Annotated in this window: 18 protein-coding genes and 1 pseudogene; 12 read left to right on the top strand and 7 right to left on the bottom strand. The window is 47.7% G+C overall.

From position 1 onward, the window contains the following. The first annotated feature begins 2 nt into the window (after nt 1-2). From NG792_RS21110 to NG792_RS21100, 3 genes are all read left to right on the top strand, one after another. On the top strand, nt 3-659 hold the full coding sequence (locus NG792_RS21110) for an MBL fold metallo-hydrolase (protein ID WP_261236697.1): 657 nt from the start codon (nt 3-5) through the stop codon (nt 657-659). Between the two features lie 263 nt (nt 660-922). Continuing rightward, nucleotides 923-1,387: a hypothetical protein gene (locus tag NG792_RS21105; protein ID WP_261200881.1), complete on the top strand. Its 465-nt coding sequence runs from the start codon at nt 923-925 to the stop codon at nt 1,385-1,387. A gap of 249 nt (nt 1,388-1,636) precedes the next feature. Then, a complete protein-coding gene (locus NG792_RS21100) occupies nt 1,637-2,074 on the top strand; it encodes a hypothetical protein (protein WP_261200882.1) in 438 nt (145 codons plus the stop codon). 197 nt (nt 2,075-2,271) lie between these two features. Here the strand turns inward: NG792_RS21100 and NG792_RS28995 are convergent, their stop codons facing one another. The 4 genes from NG792_RS28995 to NG792_RS21080 form a co-directional block, all read right to left on the bottom strand. After that, the gene (locus tag NG792_RS28995) at nt 2,272-4,449 is read right to left on the bottom strand and encodes a phosphodiester glycosidase family protein (protein ID WP_261236696.1); all 2,178 of its coding nucleotides are present in this window, start codon (nt 4,447-4,449) and stop codon (nt 2,272-2,274) included. Nucleotides 4,450-4,700: 251 nt separating this feature from the next. After that, complete coding sequence (locus tag NG792_RS21090) at nt 4,701-5,090, bottom strand: hypothetical protein (RefSeq protein ID WP_261197278.1); 390 nt, start codon at nt 5,088-5,090, stop codon at nt 4,701-4,703. 180 nt (nt 5,091-5,270) lie between these two features. Beyond that, a complete protein-coding gene (locus tag NG792_RS21085) occupies nt 5,271-6,023 on the bottom strand; it encodes a DUF4336 domain-containing protein (protein WP_261236695.1) in 753 nt (250 codons plus the stop codon). A gap of 302 nt (nt 6,024-6,325) precedes the next feature. Then, the gene (locus NG792_RS21080; protein WP_261236694.1) at nt 6,326-7,351 is read right to left on the bottom strand and encodes a DUF1565 domain-containing protein; all 1,026 of its coding nucleotides are present in this window, start codon (nt 7,349-7,351) and stop codon (nt 6,326-6,328) included. Nucleotides 7,352-7,452: 101 nt separating this feature from the next. Here NG792_RS21080 and NG792_RS21075 point away from each other — a divergent pair, with 101 nt between their 5' ends. After that, nucleotides 7,453-7,638, top strand: coding sequence for a hypothetical protein (locus tag NG792_RS21075; RefSeq protein WP_261197275.1), 186 nt, complete (start codon nt 7,453-7,455; stop codon nt 7,636-7,638). Between the two features lie 115 nt (nt 7,639-7,753). Beyond that, complete coding sequence (locus NG792_RS21070) at nt 7,754-7,987, top strand: hypothetical protein (RefSeq protein WP_261197274.1); 234 nt, start codon at nt 7,754-7,756, stop codon at nt 7,985-7,987. Nucleotides 7,988-8,073: 86 nt separating this feature from the next. On the opposite strand, the gene NG792_RS21065 is transcribed toward NG792_RS21070, so the two are convergent. Continuing rightward, complete coding sequence (locus tag NG792_RS21065) at nt 8,074-9,090, bottom strand: S66 peptidase family protein (RefSeq protein WP_261236693.1); 1,017 nt, start codon at nt 9,088-9,090, stop codon at nt 8,074-8,076. Nucleotides 9,091-9,419: 329 nt separating this feature from the next. On the opposite strand from NG792_RS21065, the gene NG792_RS21060 reads away from it, so the two are divergent. From NG792_RS21060 to NG792_RS21050, 3 genes are all read left to right on the top strand, one after another. After that, nucleotides 9,420-9,692: a helix-turn-helix domain-containing protein gene (locus tag NG792_RS21060; protein ID WP_254564951.1), complete on the top strand. Its 273-nt coding sequence runs from the start codon at nt 9,420-9,422 to the stop codon at nt 9,690-9,692. A gap of 230 nt (nt 9,693-9,922) precedes the next feature. After that, a complete protein-coding gene (locus NG792_RS21055; protein WP_261197272.1) occupies nt 9,923-10,771 on the top strand; it encodes a hypothetical protein in 849 nt (282 codons plus the stop codon). Between the two features lie 442 nt (nt 10,772-11,213). Beyond that, on the top strand, nt 11,214-11,675 hold the full coding sequence (locus tag NG792_RS21050) for a helix-turn-helix domain-containing protein (protein ID WP_261197271.1): 462 nt from the start codon (nt 11,214-11,216) through the stop codon (nt 11,673-11,675). Nucleotides 11,676-11,769: 94 nt separating this feature from the next. On the opposite strand, the gene NG792_RS21045 is transcribed toward NG792_RS21050, so the two are convergent. Next, a complete protein-coding gene (locus NG792_RS21045; protein WP_261236692.1) occupies nt 11,770-12,498 on the bottom strand; it encodes a hypothetical protein in 729 nt (242 codons plus the stop codon). Nucleotides 12,499-13,070: 572 nt separating this feature from the next. On the opposite strand from NG792_RS21045, the gene NG792_RS21040 reads away from it, so the two are divergent. After that, nucleotides 13,071-15,407: a caspase family protein gene (locus NG792_RS21040; RefSeq protein ID WP_261236691.1), complete on the top strand. Its 2,337-nt coding sequence runs from the start codon at nt 13,071-13,073 to the stop codon at nt 15,405-15,407. Nucleotides 15,408-15,641: 234 nt separating this feature from the next. Here the strand turns inward: NG792_RS21040 and NG792_RS21035 are convergent, their stop codons facing one another. Beyond that, complete coding sequence (locus tag NG792_RS21035) at nt 15,642-16,178, bottom strand: YcxB family protein (RefSeq protein WP_261236690.1); 537 nt, start codon at nt 16,176-16,178, stop codon at nt 15,642-15,644. A 460-nt stretch (nt 16,179-16,638) separates the two neighbouring features. On the opposite strand from NG792_RS21035, the gene NG792_RS21030 reads away from it, so the two are divergent. From NG792_RS21030 to NG792_RS21020, 3 genes and pseudogenes are all read left to right on the top strand, one after another. Continuing rightward, nucleotides 16,639-17,358, top strand: coding sequence for a pyridoxine 5'-phosphate synthase (locus NG792_RS21030; protein ID WP_261197267.1), 720 nt, complete (start codon nt 16,639-16,641; stop codon nt 17,356-17,358). 412 nt (nt 17,359-17,770) lie between these two features. Further along, entirely contained in the window at nt 17,771-18,094 is a 324-nt protein-coding gene (locus tag NG792_RS21025; protein WP_261197266.1) for an MgPME-cyclase complex family protein, read from the top strand. A gap of 54 nt (nt 18,095-18,148) precedes the next feature. Further along, nucleotides 18,149-18,572 (top strand): annotated as a pseudogene (locus NG792_RS21020) (hypothetical protein); the annotation flags it as partial.

The raw sequence follows: 18,572 nt of genomic DNA, 5'->3' as shown, positions 1-18,572 counted from the left end.
CTATGCCCAAACAACCACGGGCTGTCCTTGATAATATTTTTGCCTTTTCTCCCAATCGAGAGACCCTAGGCGCGACAGCTTATCTTATTGTAGAAAACAACGCGAATATCCTGGTAGATTGTCCCCCCTGGGATGAATCCACGGAGGAATTCCTGACTCAGCAAGGGGGCGTGCAGTGGCTCTTTTTGACCCATCGGGGAGGAATTTCCAAAGTCAAGGAAATTCAAAAGGCAACGGGCGCTCAAGTGGTGATTCAAGAGTGGGAAGCCTATTTACTGCCAGAATTGACGGTGCAGACATTTGAGAAGGATTGCACCCTGAGTCCAAGCTGTCAGGCAATTTGGACCCCGGGTCATTCCCCTGGGTCCTCCTGTTTATATTATGGGGGTCACGGTGGGGTCCTATTTGCGGGGCGGCATTTACTCCCGAATACTCAGGGAGAACCGATGCCCTTGCGAACCTCTAAAACCTTTCATTGGACCCGCCAAATTCAGTCCGTTAAGGCGCTGCAAGAGCGATTTACATCTGAGAGCTTGCACTATATCTGTCCCGGGGCAAATACAGGCTTTTTGCGGGGGAAACGGGTGATTGACTCGGCTTATGAGCATCTGGCGGCGATCGATGTTCAGGGGTTGCGGGAATTGGAACCTGTTTTATAACATTTCTCGTGTCATGGCTGAAGCCGTGACACGGGCATTTTGCGGCTCTGCCGCCTGTATTGGGGGTCCACAGGAGCAGGAGGCAGAGCCTCCATAAGCGCGTGACTCGGCGGAGCCAAGTCACGAGGGGATATAGGGTCACGAGGGGATATAGGGTCACGAGGGAAGGGGATAGGGGTCACGAGGCAGGAAATAGGAGTGGGCCACAATTCTTGCTAAAATGCAACCCAATAGTGCGTGTCCTTGAATAGTTGGTAAAAATCATGTCCGTTGCAACTCCTTACTCGAACGCGCCTGATGTCTCAACCGAAGATTATTTAGTAGTCGGTTTGGCAACTTGTTTTCTGAAGCAAGATGGGGAAGTCCATCAGGTCAAAATTGTAGAACCGATCCCTTCGGCGGCTTTAGAAGCGATTCTCAAGGGAATTCCTACCTCGTATGAAATGGCTTGTGCCACCACTCTGGGTACAGTCTTGGAGGGTGAACAGCCGAAACTGTTGCCGGATTTTCCGGCTGATGCTCAATTCTGTGATGATTTTGCAGAAAGGGCCATTTCGACGGTTCGCACCTATCAACATCGTCCGCAAGCTTGCGAGGCGATCGCGATCGGGTCAACTTATCGCGAATTAAACTATTCGGTGGAGCGCAAGCGGGTTCTGAATTCCGATAATATTGTCCGTGCCGAGGATAATGTTAAGCAACATGAGTACACTCATAAGGTTTTGTAATTTGTCAGGATGGGGTGAGTTCGGCTTTAACCCGATGACTTACTTCTTCTGACATTTATTAAAAATGAGGGATAAATTATATTATTAAATTAATGATAATTTATCCCTTATTTTAAGACTAAAATTATATTGAATTTTTAATTTGTTAAATAGTTAATTTACATCTATAAATTTTGACTAAATTCTTTGATATTTGCCCGAAATCTCATACAATCAGAATCAGGTGTGCTGGATTGACTGGAGGGAAAGATGGAACTGATGACGGAACGAATTGAATCGATTAAGGCGGGGGCGATCGGGGGATTGTCTGTAGCAGTTGCTTGGGCTGTGACGAGTTTGGGGAATCAGTTGATATTATCCCCTGGGGTTGACAGTTGGGCAATTTTCCCGGAATGGCAGCGGTTGTGGTTGAGTGGCGCTAGTGCGGGAGTGGCGGGTTTTTTGTTTGGGGTGACTTATCGTTATATTATCCGGGATGATGTGAATCCTCACCTAAAATCCGGGGCGGTATTTGCGTTTGGATTGGTGCGGGGATTGGCACAAGTTGAGGTGGGATTAAGCAATCCGAATAGTGTGGTTCCCGTGGCGGTGATGGCGAGTGAAAGTATTTTAATGTTTGCGGTGGCGAGGGTTTTGTTAGATGCGGCGATCGCCCGTCATTGGGTTAAGCCTTTTTCTAGTTTCTAAATAGCCCTCCGCTTCGCGAGGAAAGAGTTGGGTGGGGTCTATACGGTGATGAAAATATCCACCTTTTAAAGCTAGAATCAAAGAAAGAATTACGCCCTTTTGAGCCGATTTTATTGGGGGAACCCCACCCTAACCCGGACCCTAACAAGGGGAGGGGACCGGATAGGAGTTGTTCAGTCTTGATGTTGAATAGCATCCTATTCTGACTGTAAAAAGATGCCTAATCCGTTGTGGATACGGGGGATGATGCGGGGGGGATGTTCTAGGAGTTGACCGCCTAAAAATAGGGTGGTGGAACCGCCGCCATCTAGGTTGAGGGCGTTGACGGACCCTAACTGTTGCATGATTTGGGCCATTTCGGTGAGGGTGGGTCCGGGTCCGTTGGTGCGGTGGTGGGCGATCGCAATTACTAACCGTCCATCCTCTGTTTGCCCGATCGCACTTCGCGAGGCTTTTCCTTCAATAAAGTTTTGATTGAATTGTTCTGCCTCCGGATCTAACACAATCCAATTATTATTGAGTAACACAGGTCCAGCCCCTAAAATGTGAGGATAAACGTCAAAATAGGAGGGGACAGTCACCCGATTAATCAGGACCGAGGTGCCGATGGGGAGTTTGGGTAAGGCGGAGGCAAAGGACCGTAAGGTGAGCAAAAACCCCGTTTTCGGGATAGCAAAGGTACTTTCTCCGGCTTTTTCCCCTTGCAGATGTTGGGTGACTTTACCCCCCTCAACGACTACAATCATTTCGTTATCAATTAAGGTGGTATAGGTTTCTCCCCACTCTGGTGTATAGCGAGAAATCCCGGCTTTGACATAGCCACTATTTAAAAATAAAATAGGTAAGGCTTCTCCCTGGGCAGTTGTGAGAGTTTCCTCTAAGCTAAGACGTCCGATAATCGCACTTCCGGCATCATTCCAGGCGATCGCCCCTCGGTTGAGGATGGGACTGGATAACCAGCGGCCATCTTCGCGGATTGCACCCAAGGGAAGTTGATTGTTACGATTGAAAAATCCCCCGTTAATGGCGGCATTGGCACCGAGGCGATCAGCAATTTGACTGAGTTCGGCAATTCCGGGTAAACCGGGATTAGCGGTAATCGGTTTGAGGACCGTGTTTGAGGCGTTGCGATGGTTGAGTTCTAACCAGACGACGGGAAAGCGACTGTCGGCAACTTCGATGAGTTGCTGTCGCCACCGGACTCCGGATGCCCAGAGGATGTTACGCTCAGTGACAACATCCGGTTGAATGTCGATGATGAGGCGGTTGGGATTGCGATCGGTCCAGACTCGGGGTCGCCACATCTGGGGAATCTGGAATCGCAAGGTGGTGCGATCGCCGCTTGTCTCCATTAATCCCGCAAATCCAGTCTGTCCCAAGGTTAAAGCAATGGTTTTGTTCCCTGGGGATGCACCATCAGTCGCGGTAGTGAGATTTTCCTTGGCGATCGCCCTGGCATTGAGCAGTTCCGGGGTAATTGTAGCATCCAAGGTAATCACAAATTCTTGTAGCGGCAAGGCAGGAGGGCCACTGTCTTGCACTCCATCGGGATTCGGGTCTTCGTCTTGGGGCGTCGGTTCAATCGGGGAAGAAGTGACGGTAAACAAAGGAGTGCCATTGAGGTCTAGAACAATGCGATCGCCCCAGGGTTCTTCTTCTTGTTCAATCTCTTCCACCGTAGCCCCCGGTGAGGTCACCTCCAAAATTTGTCCCGACTCTCGCAACTGCCACCCCATTTCCTCGGCCAGGGGAGTAATATCCAAGTATCGTCTGCCTTGACTCCAGACCACAGGTAGATTCAACGGTTGCGATTCCGGGTCCGAAAACCAACGCACGGGCTGAATTTGGGCATCATCGGTATTTAATAACTCTACCCCCATTTGCTGCATCAGGTCCGTATCGGTTAACCCGTAGCGAATTTGGGTGGGATTCCCATCCGAGGACCCAGCAATCCAACTCAGCGATCGCCCCTGTCCATTCCAACTCAGTTCGGTCCCCTGGCGGATCACGCGGTGGCGATCGCCCTGTGCCACCGGAGAGAACCCTAGGTCTAGGTCATCCTCCATCCGCGTCTGAACAGTCGGTTTTCTCTTGTAGCCTGCGTAGGCAGGCTTTGTCAGTAGAGCCCCACCCTTCAGGGTGCGGGTTTTTGCCTCGGGACCGGAGGAAGAAACCACAGGCGTAGCATTTCCTACAGCGGATCCCATGAGAGACAGGGCCACCGCACAGAGGACAGAAACAGCAAACCCCGGACCCCTTTTCCGGAGTTTGCCGGGGATGGAAAATCGGGTGTCAGGAAGTTGAATTAGGCGATCGCCTTCTGCGACGTGGAGGAGTAAGGACAGCAGCATGATTTCAGGGCGTTGGCGAACCACAGTTATCCTCGACAAGTAGATCCATCGGATAGGAATTGACTCAATCCCAAATTATAGCCCTCTTGTTTCTGATACAGGGAACGGTTAGAAACCGGATTTCTTGACAAAGGCTTTGCTAACTTGGCAACTCATTCGGTACAGAAAGCCGGTTTTGGGTCCAGGTTATCTAATCCGATGCCGATTCCCTAGACCCGTTCAAACCGCCGCCTGTAAACACCAGAAGGCTGAACCCCTTAACCTACCTAATTTATCTATCTTTGCGATCGCACCTGGGGCGCTGCTGCGGCACCATAGTTCACCCGACAACCGATATTAAACAAACTAGAACCACATTCCAACGGCACTACCTGCCCTTGTAACATGGCACTGCAACTGACATATCCATCATTATTGGTATCCTGAATCATGCACTCAATGGGCCTCGCATTGGCACTATCCGCCCAGGACCGCATTCCCATCTCGGCTAAGATATGGTGCCAAAAGAACAGGAAAGAGAATAAACCTATAACCGCGATCCCGATCGCGGATCCAATCAGCCCCAATTTGAGCCGCGAATCTCCTAACAGTCTTTGGAACACATTGGGCGCAATGGGTTGCACCTCAGTGGGGTTCGTATTATTTTCTATCTGTGGTTCTTGCATAGTTGTTTCCGACAAGTTTTGCTCTATTGTCTCAATATTATCGTGGGTTCCCCGGAAAAACCCTCCCCCCATCTCGGTAAAATCTCTAAAAGAAGGAAGATAACGAGTTTAGTCGTTACTACAAACTAAGATAAACCATCTCCCCCCTGTTCGTAGTGACGACTTGCTGCATCTCCCCTTTCAACCCAACCACCGAAACGCCCGTCGTAGTTCCGCCAGACCATTCCTGTCATACCAGCGACCATGAGCCAGAATAATTTTATCCGGTTCCCAAGCCAACATCTGCTTAAACCCCTGACGCGCTAAATCTTTCCGTCCTAAAAATGTCACTCGCAAGTCAAAAGGTGTTTTACCATCCGGGTCAACAATTCCCCCCAACCGGACCAAGAGCTTATATGAATCGGGTACTTTGTGTAATTCAAAATTTTCAATTAAATCGGTCAGAATTAACGTGCGACTCGGGCGGTGAAAAAAGACCACTTCCTCCATAAAGCGGCTCCCCCGAAAAATCACCTGATCCAGGTCATCCTGCCACTCCGGCGGCGCTTCATCGGTCAAATCTGCATCAAACCTCACTTCAATTTGCTGCTGCGCCGCTCGTTCTCTTACCCCTCCCGAAGCCCAGGCTGTGGCTTCGGGATACAGCTTGGCCCACCTATCAATGTGAGCATAATGAATTTTATTCGGAGAAATCAGATAACGCACGGGACCGATCGCATCGATTTGAGCCTTTAGACCCTCCGTCATGGCGATCGGGGAATGACACCATAAATCCCCATTCGGGAGACGCACCAGAGTCATCCGAGTCGGGAAGGGAATAGATCTGCCATACATCGCCATTTTAACAATGGGTCCATCGGCAATCCAGATATTCTCATCCACAGGTTTCAGGGTGTCAATCGGTTCATAGAGCGCAAAATCAGTCTGAGTCATCGCACTTAGCCTTGGGTAAGGTTTGAAAAGCGGTTATAGCGGGTCTTGCAGCACTTTGTCAAGAGAATTGAGACTCGCTATATAATAGACCTCTTGCAAAATTCTTTAAAGCCCCCGGTGGAACTAAATATTTATTCCTCTGGCTTCCCCCTTGGGAAGGGGGACGGGAGGGGGATCTTCTGGGGGGAAAGGGGGATCAATCCTTTTTTTTGCAAGAGGTCTAATATACCCAATTTGGTCTTTAAAAGCCAGCTTAAAATTTGCCCTCCTGCCTCAAGGCGGGGGGGCCAAAGAGGATTGATTTATCGAACTTGAATCTCAGCCCCAATCACCCGAGAATCATCTAACTGGTTACCAACGACTCTTAAAATCGGGGCTTGGGCAGTGTTATGAATGTCATACCGATGATTGTTTTCAAAGGTATTCTTTCCGGAAACAATTTCTGTTCCTAAATCGGGCTGGGATTCCCCGATCGCCACTAATCCATCCCGGCTGTTGTTGGAAATCGCATTATCTCGCAAAATCGGACGAGAAAAATGAGAAATTACCAACCCATCAATATTATTCATAATCTGATTATTCACCACCAAGGGGTTAGAATTTCCACCGATCGCCAACCCAAAGCCAGTATTTTCTATCAAATTAGCTCGAATTTCTCCCCCTGCTTCATGGGTGAGAGAAATCCCATTACCGCCATTTTCAAGAATGTGGTTATTCTCAATCAGGGGCGTTCCAGTTCCCGTGACAAATATGCCTTCGCGGCCACTTTTTGTCGCCGTACTATTGCGAATTCTGGGATTAGTCGATTCTACCCAAATTCCCGTTCCCGATTGATGGGGATTGGTGACAGTGACGCCCGCTATTTCCGTGCGATCGCCGGGAAGAAGGGTGACCTTTTGTTTACCCCAGGTGGGACTGAGGTAATCGCCGCCCCCGATAATCGCTACCCCTTGTCCCTGCTGCCTTTCGTTGCCTCTGAGAGTCACCCCCGGTTTGATTTTCAAAGGGAATGTTTCCCCGGTTTCTTCCTTATATTCCCCAGGCGCTAATTGGAGCACCGTCCCCGGAGAGGATTGGGTTAAAGCATAGGCGATCGTCCGAAAGGGTTGAGTTTCTCTCTCTCCGGCGGAAGGGGTATCAGTTCCCTGGGTTGAGTCTACATAAAGAATTTGCTTAAATGCCGGAGTATGTTTAGGAAACTGTGGAAATTTTCTTCCAACAGAGGGATTTTCTGTGACGGGTCCTTCCTGGGGGTTGACGATGAAAATACAGCCACCTAGAGAGAAGGTGAACAAGGCGAGGGCGATAGGTTTGAAACGATTCAACATGGGTCTTTACTTTTCCTTAAAGGATTAATCAAAAGGTGTGATTTACACTATAAGCGGGGCTTATAATCTGGACTATTTAAGGGGATGAAAAGTTGCTGGCAGTGGCACTTAATGGAGCGTTAGCGCGTCTGAAAAATCGCAAGGGCAAGATGACGAACCCCGAAGTAAATCCCAGATGGCACAATCCTCGCATCAAAAAATATCCTCAGATTTTAGCAGTGATGGCGATCGCGACGGCCTGTGTCACAAATCACAGAAAGTTTCCAACGGCGATCGCAGGGGTTTAGAGATATAGATCGGGATCGTTTGTGTCTTCGATCGCCAGTTGAATTAGATCTCGATCGCCCAACACTCTTTAAAAAAGCTTCATAATAAAACTATGAATTAAAGGAATAAAATGTTATGCATCCCTCTATTAAACTTCTTCCCCATGCAATTTCAGAACTAATGGCCCAGGTGAGCACCACCCGGAAAATCACCCTAGCCGATCGATATGGATTGATGGCGGCTATTTTAGACGACTCTCTGGAGGAGGAAGATAGGTTCTCAATTGATCGCCTCCTGCGGGCTTTACGGAGAGGGCGACTACAAATTGTTGATGAGATTTCATCTTTGCTCTTTAGTGGAGGAGGCTAGGCGATCGCCCTCAATCATCCTTGCCTTTTCCCGTTGCTGCTCATTGACCCTTTCAAGTTTTGGCATGAAAACCCTAAACCACACCCTTATCCCACTGCTGGTTCTAACAGTTGAATTATTCCTTGGTTAGCATCAATTTCCACTTCAACTCCCACAGGAACCGTAAACTTATCCTTAATATGACCAATAGCTGACCCATACCAGGCGGGAATTCCCAAGGGGCGAATCCAATCGGATAAAACTTGGGGTAAGCTCAACGAAGGTTCATCGCCTTCCCCCGCTTCACAGCGCGTACATTCAGCAAAAATAAATCCCGAAATTTTATCGAGAACTCCTGCTAATTTTAATTGTGTTAACATTCGGTCCACCCGATAAATATCTTCCCCTACTTCTTCTACAAATAAAATTTTATTTCCCCAATCTGGCAAATAATCAGACCCTACCATTGCGCATAAAACGGATAAATTTCCTCCCACTAATTGACCTCGGGCTTTACCTCCGGTGATAGTTTGAGGGCGAGTCAGGGGAGGATTTTGCATCCGCACAGGTTCGGCATCCAGCAACAGGCGTTGAACGTAATTGACGGAAAATGGATTCCAAGTGGAGGTAGCAACGGGACCATGAAAGGTAATAATGCCACTGCGGGCATAAATCGCCAGTAATAAGGAAGTAATGTCGCTATAGCCCATAATAATTTTGGGGTTTGAGCGGATCAGATCATAGTTTAATAAGGGCAAAATGCGATTACATCCCCAACCTCCGCGCATGGTTAAAAGTGCTTGAACCGAGCGATCGGCAAACATGGCATTCACATCCGCAGCGCGATCGGCATCTTGACCCGCGAGATAGCCGTATTCATCGAGTAAATGTGTTCCTAACTTGACATTTAATCCCAAAGCCGCTAATTCTTTTCGAGCATAATCGATATCTGCTTGTTCAATGGGACTAGAAGGGTTAATTAAACCCACGGTATCCCCAACTTTTAGGCGCGGGGGTTTCACAATAGACGGAGGGTTGGCAGTAGCAATTGTCGGGGTGGGGATCACAGAGGCGATCGCGCTCAGTCCGCAGAGTGTGAGAAAATGACGGCGATTCCAAAACACTTAAAAATTCGCTCAGTTTGATAAAGGGAAAACAAATCCTGTTTATTATAAAGGATTGCGATCGCCTTCAGCCTGTAGGGTCCTTTGACCTTCCTTCCCCATCGTGATTGGCGGTTTTTTCGTGCCGTGGGACTTACAAAATTCCCATGACAAATGGCCGACTTTACCCCTTGGACCCCTATCGGATCTGGGCTAAACCCTGCGATTTCAATACCCTTGGCAGCAGCGCCGGGGTGAAAATTGCACTTTACTCTTGTCAATCATCCAGTTTCCGATTATCCTATTTTAGCTTTGAGCAATTTAAGGTAGAATAACAAGGAGGTCTCTGGGTGAATAAGTCAGTTTTTACAGAAAAATATACGCGGTTTCGGCGACTCCTAATCGAGATTCGGCAATCGAGTAAGTTAACCCAGGTGCAAGTGGCTCAACGACTGCATAAACCCCAGTCTTTCGTCTCGAAGTACGAACGGGGGGAACGCCGTTTAGATGTGGTGGAGTTTCTGGAAGTGGCTAAAGCACTGGAGGTAAATCCCTCAGAGTTGCTGACTCAACTTGATCGCCCTACCGTAGAACAAGGTTCCACAAACCTGGGTGAATTTTGAAAGCGGCGATCGGGCAGTCACCTGAGCTAAAATAAGTCACTTGTTCAATTTCTAGTCAAGTCTTTAGGGATTGGAACATCAGGAACTTTTTAAGCCCAGCGATTCGGGAATGAGGCGGGGTGAAGCACAGAGGCAGCCCCAATTCCACCGGATTTTATAAAACAGGACTAAACGGCGATCGCGCTTAACCTCTGCACAATACTCACTCTGGAAAAGACAGAGGTGATCTTATGTTAAACCCGGTTAAAAAACTGTTGCTTCCTTCGGGATTAAATAAATCTTACATCCTTTTATTTTTTATCCTATTTTTAAGCATATTTTCTTCCTACTCTTGTATTAATGGTCTGGGGATAGACCCCGAAATTTGTAGGGTCTGGCTAAAGGAGCTATCCATTAACTTAATTGCCGAAGTTACCGGGATATTACTGGTTCTATTTTCAGTCAACAAAGCCGTTAGAGAAAGTCGGGAAAAAGAAAAAAATAAATTCAAAGAAATTGCTTTTAGGCAATTAAAATTTACTATTAGAAAACAAATCTATTTATTTTTTGAAATCCTCAAGGCTTCAACCCCCCAAAAACCTGACAAAACCTATAAACGCTTAGAGGATTTATTTGATGATACTTATTTTAAGGAAGTTCAGAATTTAGACCTGTTAACAAGGGCTCCAGTGTTAACCCCTGCGGGAGAACCGATGGACTGGCTAGATTACCTCGTTTATGAAAGCCTGAATTTACGCAGTGCCCTGGGTCGAGTAGTCGATCGCTATGCCTTTTATTTGGAATCCGAGGTGGTGGATTTAATGGAAGAAATGACCGATGCCAGCTTTATTCGCTTCCTCACCTCCCTCTGGGAAGCGAAACGGTTAGACGGATTAACCTCTAAGGGAGATTTACTGTTTGCCTGTGAGGATATGTTCCGCGAGTATGCTGATTCCTTAGTCAAGTTAGTTAAATTTTACAATGAAAATGTCACCCGCGATCGGCAAATCATTATCGATGAGCAGCAATGGCAAGAATGGTGGAATCATAAAGGCAGACCCCAGTTAGGAGACAGTCGCATCAAAATCGAAATTCAGTAATTCTATTGCTCTGAACCCTCAACTCCCGCATCTAAAAATCTGGGGGGTATCCGTTTTAACCCCAGTCCCTGCAAAATGGGGTGAGGAGGTTTGCTCAATTCCTGTGGAGGAGTGGATCTGAGCAGATGCCGTCAGGGAATAGTCCTCTCGATTTAATCCGATACCGATGCTCGCGGTTCCTAATGTAGGACCCCCAGCGGTTTACTCAGGGGCAACTGATTAGGGCCAGATATCTGATTTTTGCTCCTAATGAGGAAAGGGTGAACCGGCGTTTGAGTGGCGATCGCACCTAATGCAGTCAAATTCATCCCCTTGACTCCAGTCCTTGTCTGAGTTAAGCGTTAAAATTGGCGGCTAGTTTTTCATCGGGTTAAAATTGATACAACTTCACTTTTTTTCTGCATCTATAACTAATAGATGTCGTAGCGTTCAGGTTAGTGATATGGCCGGGGTCCTCAAGCTCGATATCCGAGAAACTATTGAAGAACTTAAAAGCCTTCTGGCTAAACAAACCACAGCGAGAGGTCGGGAAAGAGTGCAGGCTTTATATTTATTAAAAATCGGCCAAATAAGAACCCTCAAAGAGCTTTCTATTTTATTAGGACGAGATACAGCTACTATTTATCGGTGGTTCCAAAAATACAAAAACCACGGCTTACAAGGAATGCTGTCCATTAAAAAAGGCCAAGGCCGAAAACCGGCAATTCCTCCAAATACCATTGAACGATTAAGACAAAAACTCCAAGGGCCTGAACGTTTTGATAGTTATGGGGAAGTTAAGCGATGGCTGAAGGAAGAATGCGGGGTGGAAGCTTCTTATAAAGTGGTGCATGAAACCGTCCGTTACAAACTAAAATTCAAACTTAAACCCCAGCGCAAAAAACGGATGAAGGTCTTGAATTAAAGCCAGTCTTTGACCTAATTTTTATCCAGTTGACTGGCCTCGGGGTGGTCCGCTTATCCCTTGCCAGCCAGGGGATTGCTGTCCCATTCAGGTGTTACCCCTCTGAATTCATCCCGGCCATAAATCCTCGTCGGGCGTGCGATCGCATATTATCTTCGCGCAGTTCCATCAAACAGACTAACTCATCCCCCTTGCCATAGTCCGGATTGCGGTCTAAAAAGTAGCGGACATCGGGTTTATCTTCATATCCATCTTTAATATCCGCCCAACTTCCTCGCAGATGTCCTCGGGAGATGGGAAAGCGAATCAGCCCGGTTTTCGAGTCATAATCTGGACCAAACTTTTGCTCAGCTAAATAGTCCATCAGCCGTTGCATTTCTGGAGGGGTCGGATAGCGATAGGTGGGATAAAAATGATGAGCAAATAGGGGTAAATATCGATAAGTTCGGTAGCCTTTAACGATGAGAAACCAATATAAAGGCACCAGAGGAGCTTGAGCTTTTATTTGACCGGCTAATCGACACCAAGCCAAAGGGAGTGTTTGTTCTCCCCAATAGTCTCGATTCACAATGGTATCGCCTGAGAAAATAGCTCGTTTAGCTTGGTTTTCCAGCTCAAATTCCCAAACGGCTACTGTAGAAAATCCCTGCAATCTTTTTTCGGTATCCCACAAGGCAATGATGTAATTTTTTTGATTCAAATCTTCGTGAAAAATACCTGGGGTGGTGCCTTCATAATAAATTTCATATAAGTCATACATGGTCTGGCGTAGTTTGGCATCGAGTTGATGTTGCCAGATAATTTCTGCGACTAGCTTGCTCATGCGGAAGTGATTCAATAAACGAAAGAAAAATACAACGGAAAAGTTAGGCAACCGTAGCCCGAAAATTTTAGAGTTACCTTTTAGCTAGAAAGAGGCTTAATCTCCTTCAGAATGCACCCCATAAGTTTATCAAAAACCCTGGGGATATGCTGGAGGGGGGGCAGCGGGTAAAAACCGGGGTGCGATCGCCCCCTTGCTACCCCTTGTTCGGGGACCCACTGGAAAGGGCTTCCCTACACCGGACTCCTGAGATGGGAATCCCCCGGGAAGTATTCGGCAAAATAGTTACTCCCCTCGCTCTTGTTTAGGGCTACAATTTGAAAGCAGCACTGAGGCCATTAGGTTTTGCCAGAGTAGACATTCGGAATCCGGATGTGTTCTTCAAGGTGGTAACCTCAAAAAACTGGATGCTCGGCGTTTGAAGGGAAGGGGAAAATCAGGCAACCCTTACCCGGAGAGAACTTGACAGAAGGGTTAAGAGTTACAGATATTAAAAAAGGGTTCAAATTGGAGCAAAACGGACCAATCAGGGTGACACTGAAGAAGTTGAAAATTCAGAACTTGAAACGTCAATGAAACGGGTCGCACTACTAATCGGAATGAGTCAACATGAAGCGGGAGAGGACGAAGACCCTGGTCTACCCCCCCTACCTACGGCGAAACAGGATGTATCGGCGATCGCCCAAGTATTGCAGCATCCTGAACAGGGTGGATTTGCCCCAGCCGATGTCCAACAACTCATCGATCCCGACCTGCAAAGTATCCGGTCCGGCCTTGAGGTCCTGTTGCACGATCGCCAACCGGAAGACTTGGTATTACTGTATTTTTCCGGTCATGCGATCGCCGACTCCACGGGAGCGCTATATTTTGCCACCAAGAACACGACCCGGGAACACCTCACGAATACGGCGATCGCAGCGGACTTCTTACAGGCACTGTTGTACACCAGCCTCGCCCAGCAACAAATCATCATCCTAGACTGCTATTTCAGTGGCAAGACTGGGTTGGTCGATGTCAAACAGCAATTGGGAGGCTATGGAAAAGCCATTCTCACCGCCTCCACCATCTTTCAATCCCTGAACCGTTGGGGCGATCGCATCGCTCATCCCAATCCCGCCATCAACTGTCTGGACTATTCCGCCAAACAACATCACCTGGGACTTTCCACCTACACCGCCTATTTAATCGAAGGCATCGAAACCGGGGCCGGGGATCTGAACCGAGATGGCACAATCTCTCTGGAAGAATTGCACCACTACGCCAGTCAAAAGGTGCAAATTGTTGCTCCCGCCTTGCAACCGGCGATCTACGCACTCCCCGAAATCGGAGCAGTCGCCCTAGGTAAAGCCCCCATAGATAACCCTCACCTGACCTACCAATTAGCCGTTGAAAATTTTCTCGGACGCAGCGGGGGAACTCTTTCCTTACTCAGCCTCCGTAGTCTAGAAATTCGCCGAGAAAACCTCGGCATCTCCGCTACGGATGCCTTGATTATTCAAGAAAATGCCCTGAAACCCTATCGACACTACCAAACTAAATTACAACTCTATAAAACCGTAGTTAGGTCCGTGATGCAGCTTCAGGAGCTGCCCCTGAGTCCGGAAATCGAGGAAGATTTGCAACATTTACGCCAGGATATCTTCGGCCTGGGCGAGCTCGATGTCCGGGTCATTGAAGAACCGCTGTATCCCTCGGCACTGGAGAAAAGTTTTCCGACCTTGATGGTTGCCTGGGCGAGTATAACTCTCCTGCTCGTTTTCGGCAGTTATTCTATATATAAATACCTGACCGACCCGGTTCCCTCCCCGGCCATCTCCACCTGGCTGGACGCGATCCCCATCCCTTCCCTTTCCCTGGCCACTCCCGAACGGGAATCCGAAGGGGAATCCGAACCAGAATCTGAACCGGAATCGCCAACTCAACCCGAAACTAAACCAGGACGACCCCAGAACAAAAGACTCAGGCCCTTACCACCGCGTCCCCAGGCGGCCCCGTTTCAGGTCCCGACTCAGGACCCCCTGGTCCTAACGGGTCATGTGGGCCCGGTTCAGGGACTTGCCGTAGACCCCCAAGGCAAGCTTTTGATTAGTGGAAGTTGGGACAATACCCTGAAGATCTGGGATTTAGAAACCGGGGAAGTTCGAGAGACTCTGAGATCGGAACGCCCGAGTGTGATTAGAGATGTGGCGCTGGACCCCTATAGCCAACGCTTTGCCAGTGCCAGGGATGACGGAAGCATCGAGATTTGGCAACTCGATCGCCAAGGGTCGGATCTGACTGTGGAGTTAGAACAGCGCATTGCGGGTCATTCTGGGCCGGTTTACGCGATCGCCTTGACTCCCGACGGACTCACCCTGGCGAGTGGGTCTCAAGATAATACGATTAAAATTTGGGCCATAGAAACTGGGGAGCTCCTCCATACTCTGACGGATCATCGAGGACCCGTGCGATCGCTCGCTATCAGTCCCGATGGACAAACCCTGATCAGTGGTGCAGGAGATGCCACCATTAAAATTTGGGACCTGGAAACCGGCGAGTTGCAAAATACGCTCACGGATCATACTCGTTTAGTCCGAGGACTGGCGATCGCCCCGGAGGGCAAAATCCTCGCCTCGGCCAGTTGGGACCAAACCCTGAAAATTTGGGATCTCACAACCGGCGAGTTACAAAATACCCTGATGGGTCATACGGATTCAGTTGTTTCTGTTGCCATTAGTCCTGACGGTTCCACCCTCGTCAGTGGCAGCGATGATGACACGATTAAACTTTGGAATTTGACCACCGGGGAGGAACTTGCCACCCTCACCAATCACCGCAGCGATATCTTTTCCCTCGTCTTTAGTCTCGATGGCAAAACCCTCGTTTCTGGCAGTTGGGATCAAACTATCCAAGTCTGGCGATCGCCCTAAAAAAAAGCAGAAGGCTACAGAATGGGATTAGCTGAGGATGAGGGAAGGGAGAGATATAAACACACAGGCGCACTCTCCCATCTCCTCCCTTCATCCTCAGCCACTTGCTTCCTACCTGATTGGCAGGAATCATGGATCTTGATCCGGTGGATGTTGACCCAGAGTTCCGATACGGCTGGGAACCTTGGACCGTTTTGAGTCAAAAATAACTTAGGTTAAGAAGCAGTTCCTCCTCTATCCTTTCTGAATCAGGATATTATTGGATGCTAGAATTTGCTTGAATTCGTTAATATTTTTCTCCGTAAAAATTCTTTTAGGAACTATGTAAGAAGCTTGGAGTCGATGAACAATAAAAAAGATATGGTTTGATTCAGTTACACTTTGAATGGAACTCCATTGTATTTCACTTTTCATCACTGCATTTTTGTAAATGAACATTGATTCTTCTATCTGAACCAAAACAGGTTCTTTTAAAAAATGCCCAACTTTCCACATAAAAGCAGTCATTAATTTATACCAAAAACCAGGACTGCATATTAATAAGGCAAGGCCCGTAAAAACCAATAATGAGTCGTCTACTCTTTTTAAAGTATCAACATCATTATTTATTAAAGCATGAATTTTTAAAGCCGCCAAAAATCCAACAAATATAATTAAAACATAAATCATAAAAATACTTGTGTAACGCAAATATGGCTTTGAATTATGATAAATCATAAAGCTTTCTTCAAAATCTTGAGGCTTTAACGTAAATTCCAAAGACATCGCCATAAATCTCCTCGATTAATAGATATAAATTTAAGGAAGTGAAGATGGACCCAGGAGAGCTAAACTAATGTCGTGATGGACCCTAAACCTTTAGGGGTTGTCATCAAGCCAGTCAGAAGATTTTTCTAGTTTATGTCATTTCAGCCGAAAACAGGTTTACCGGGTACTTTTTCATAATTTATTAATCTTTTGATTCAATTCGGGAAACTGATGGGGGTCTCCGCCTTCGGCTATCCCCCCTCTGGACTATTTTCCAATTCAGATGATAGTTTCCGGTCATTGGTCATGGGCCATTGCCTGTTGGTCATTGGCTGTTGGTCATTAGCCATTGCTTGGTCGGTGAGTATTCACCAATCCAAATGACAAATGACCAATGACCAATGATCTTGAGAGATAAGTCAGGCACAGCATCGATTAAAATTAATCTAACATCCATAAATCACAACATCAGGAGACATTGACCTTGGCTACACTTGGGGTTAATATTGACCACATTGCTACCATTCGACAGGCCCGGGGGACCGTAGAACCGGATCCCGTTGCGGCAGCTACCTTAGTTGAACTTGCCGGTGCCGATGGGATTACGGTGCATTTACGGGAAGACCGCAGACATATTCAAGACCGTGACGTGCGGTTACTGAGGGAAACCGTCCGGACCCATTTAAACCTAGAAATGGCAGCGACGGACGAAATGGTAAAAATCGCTCTGGATATTAAACCCGATTATGTGACCTTGGTTCCAGAACGCCGAGAAGAACTCACCACCGAAGGCGGACTGGATGTCGCCGGACAACGCGATCGCATGGAGGGAGTAGTGGATACCTTACAATCCGCTGGAATTCCCGTCAGTTTATTTATTGATGCCGATCGCTCTCAAATTGAAGCCTCAGTTGATGTCAAAGCGCAATTTATCGAACTGCATACCGGACAATATGCATCAAGCCAAACCGAAGCCGAACGCGATCGAGAATTAGCTATTTTAGCCGAAGGCTGTAACCAGGCCATCTCTTCCGGTTTGCGGGTTAATGCCGGACATGGACTCACCTATTGGAACGTCTATCCCATCGCCAAGCTGTTAGGAATGGAAGAACTGAATATCGGTCATACCATTATCTCCCGAGCTGTTTTAGTGGGGCTAGAGCGTGCCGTTAGAGAAATGAAACAAGCGATGCAAGGCCATTAATACACCCGAGATACCGAGAATAATTTATCTTTAAAGGTTGGTGTTGGGGAGCTAATTGAGATTAAATTTGCCATAATTTATAGGAAAATCAGTAGAATTTCCCCGGGGCTATTGTGGGAAATTTTCTCTTAATTAGCCACCTCTGAAGCAATTAAAATCTAGGGATTTTTCTGTATTAACTGTAGTTATCTGGATTGATTGGGGCGGAAGAATTTAATCGAGGCAATGGGGGAGAAACCGCAGCGATCGCCAGGGGTACGGATCCGGTGCTCCCCCGAACCCCGGGGATAATTTTGAGAAATTTTGGCAAGACAATAGTCTTAATTTAGGATAGGGGGTTGATTTTTTTTCGCATGAGTTACTTTAATGTTGTACGATACTCGATCGAGACTTGTACAAGCCAAAAACCACCATGCAAACTTATCACTACGTTCTGGCCAGCCAAAAATTCTTATTAGAGGAAGAACCGTTTGAAGAGGTGCTCAAAGAACGGAAGAGACATTACCACGAAACCGAAAAAGAGATTGATTTTTGGCAGGTAAAGCAACCCGCCTTTCTGGAAGCGCCAGAAATGGCCGAAGTGAAAGCCAAATGTCCTCAACCCTCCGTGGCGGTGATTTCCACCAATCCACAATTTATCACCTGGTTAAAATTGCGGCTGGAATATGTATTGACCGGCCAATTTCAGGCCCCCTCTGGGACCATTCCCGATCCATTAGCCTCCCAAGAGAGTTAAGGAATCCGTTAAACTGCCTGATTAATACTTGGAGAGAGACTCGGGATCATAACTATGCGGCTATCCCTAGGAAACTGTTTGAAGCGATCGCACACCTGGCTGAGTCCAGCATTCCTTGCCCTGAGTGGGTTAACCCTGTTCGCCCCTCAGGGTCATGCTCAACCGACCTATCCAGCCTGTCAACCCCCCCTCCCAGACGAGTATCTTGTCCTGGTCCCCACGGCGAACCTGACTGTTCAGGAGGAGATTCGGCGATTGATTCCCGGGGCGATCGAGACCACGGTTTGTAACTATGTGAATGAAACCGTCACCCGTCTGGGCGGGTTTGGAAGGGCGGATCAGGCCCAAGAATGGGCCGAGTATGTCAATTCTCAAGCCCAAATTGTCGCTTATGTAGTCCGTCCTGCGGGTGTAGCGGCTACCCCCAGTCCTCTCCCGGTCGTCCCCTCAGCCGGGGCCTACAATCCGCAACCCCTGG

Origin of the sequence: Laspinema olomoucense D3b, assembly GCF_025370785.1 — a bacterium.
GTDB lineage: Bacteria > Cyanobacteriota > Cyanobacteriia > Cyanobacteriales > Laspinemataceae > Laspinema > Laspinema olomoucense.
Note: the sequence above shows the minus strand (reverse complement) of the source record. Positions and strands in the feature narration are given on the sequence as shown.

Excerpts from the sequence above, each read along its gene's own strand:
- NG792_RS21080 (WP_261236694.1), bottom strand. The coding sequence starts at position 7,351 with ATGTTGAATCGTTTCAAACCTATCGCCCTCGCCTTGTTCACCTTCTCT.
- NG792_RS21045 (WP_261236692.1), bottom strand. The coding sequence starts at position 12,498 with ATGAGCAAGCTAGTCGCAGAAATTATCTGGCAACATCAACTCGATGCC.
- NG792_RS21035 (WP_261236690.1), bottom strand. The coding sequence starts at position 16,178 with ATGGCGATGTCTTTGGAATTTACGTTAAAGCCTCAAGATTTTGAAGAA.
- NG792_RS21070 (WP_261197274.1), top strand. The coding sequence starts at position 7,754 with ATGCATCCCTCTATTAAACTTCTTCCCCATGCAATTTCAGAACTAATG.
- NG792_RS21055 (WP_261197272.1), top strand. The coding sequence starts at position 9,923 with ATGTTAAACCCGGTTAAAAAACTGTTGCTTCCTTCGGGATTAAATAAA.
- NG792_RS21050 (WP_261197271.1), top strand. The coding sequence starts at position 11,214 with ATGGCCGGGGTCCTCAAGCTCGATATCCGAGAAACTATTGAAGAACTT.
- NG792_RS21025 (WP_261197266.1), top strand. The coding sequence starts at position 17,771 with ATGCAAACTTATCACTACGTTCTGGCCAGCCAAAAATTCTTATTAGAG.
- NG792_RS21105 (WP_261200881.1), top strand. The coding sequence starts at position 923 with ATGTCCGTTGCAACTCCTTACTCGAACGCGCCTGATGTCTCAACCGAA.
- NG792_RS21100 (WP_261200882.1), top strand. The coding sequence starts at position 1,637 with ATGGAACTGATGACGGAACGAATTGAATCGATTAAGGCGGGGGCGATC.
- NG792_RS21040 (WP_261236691.1), top strand. The coding sequence starts at position 13,071 with ATGAAACGGGTCGCACTACTAATCGGAATGAGTCAACATGAAGCGGGA.
- NG792_RS21090 (WP_261197278.1), bottom strand. The coding sequence starts at position 5,090 with ATGCAAGAACCACAGATAGAAAATAATACGAACCCCACTGAGGTGCAA.
- NG792_RS21110 (WP_261236697.1), top strand. The coding sequence starts at position 3 with ATGCCCAAACAACCACGGGCTGTCCTTGATAATATTTTTGCCTTTTCT.
- NG792_RS21085 (WP_261236695.1), bottom strand. The coding sequence starts at position 6,023 with ATGACTCAGACTGATTTTGCGCTCTATGAACCGATTGACACCCTGAAA.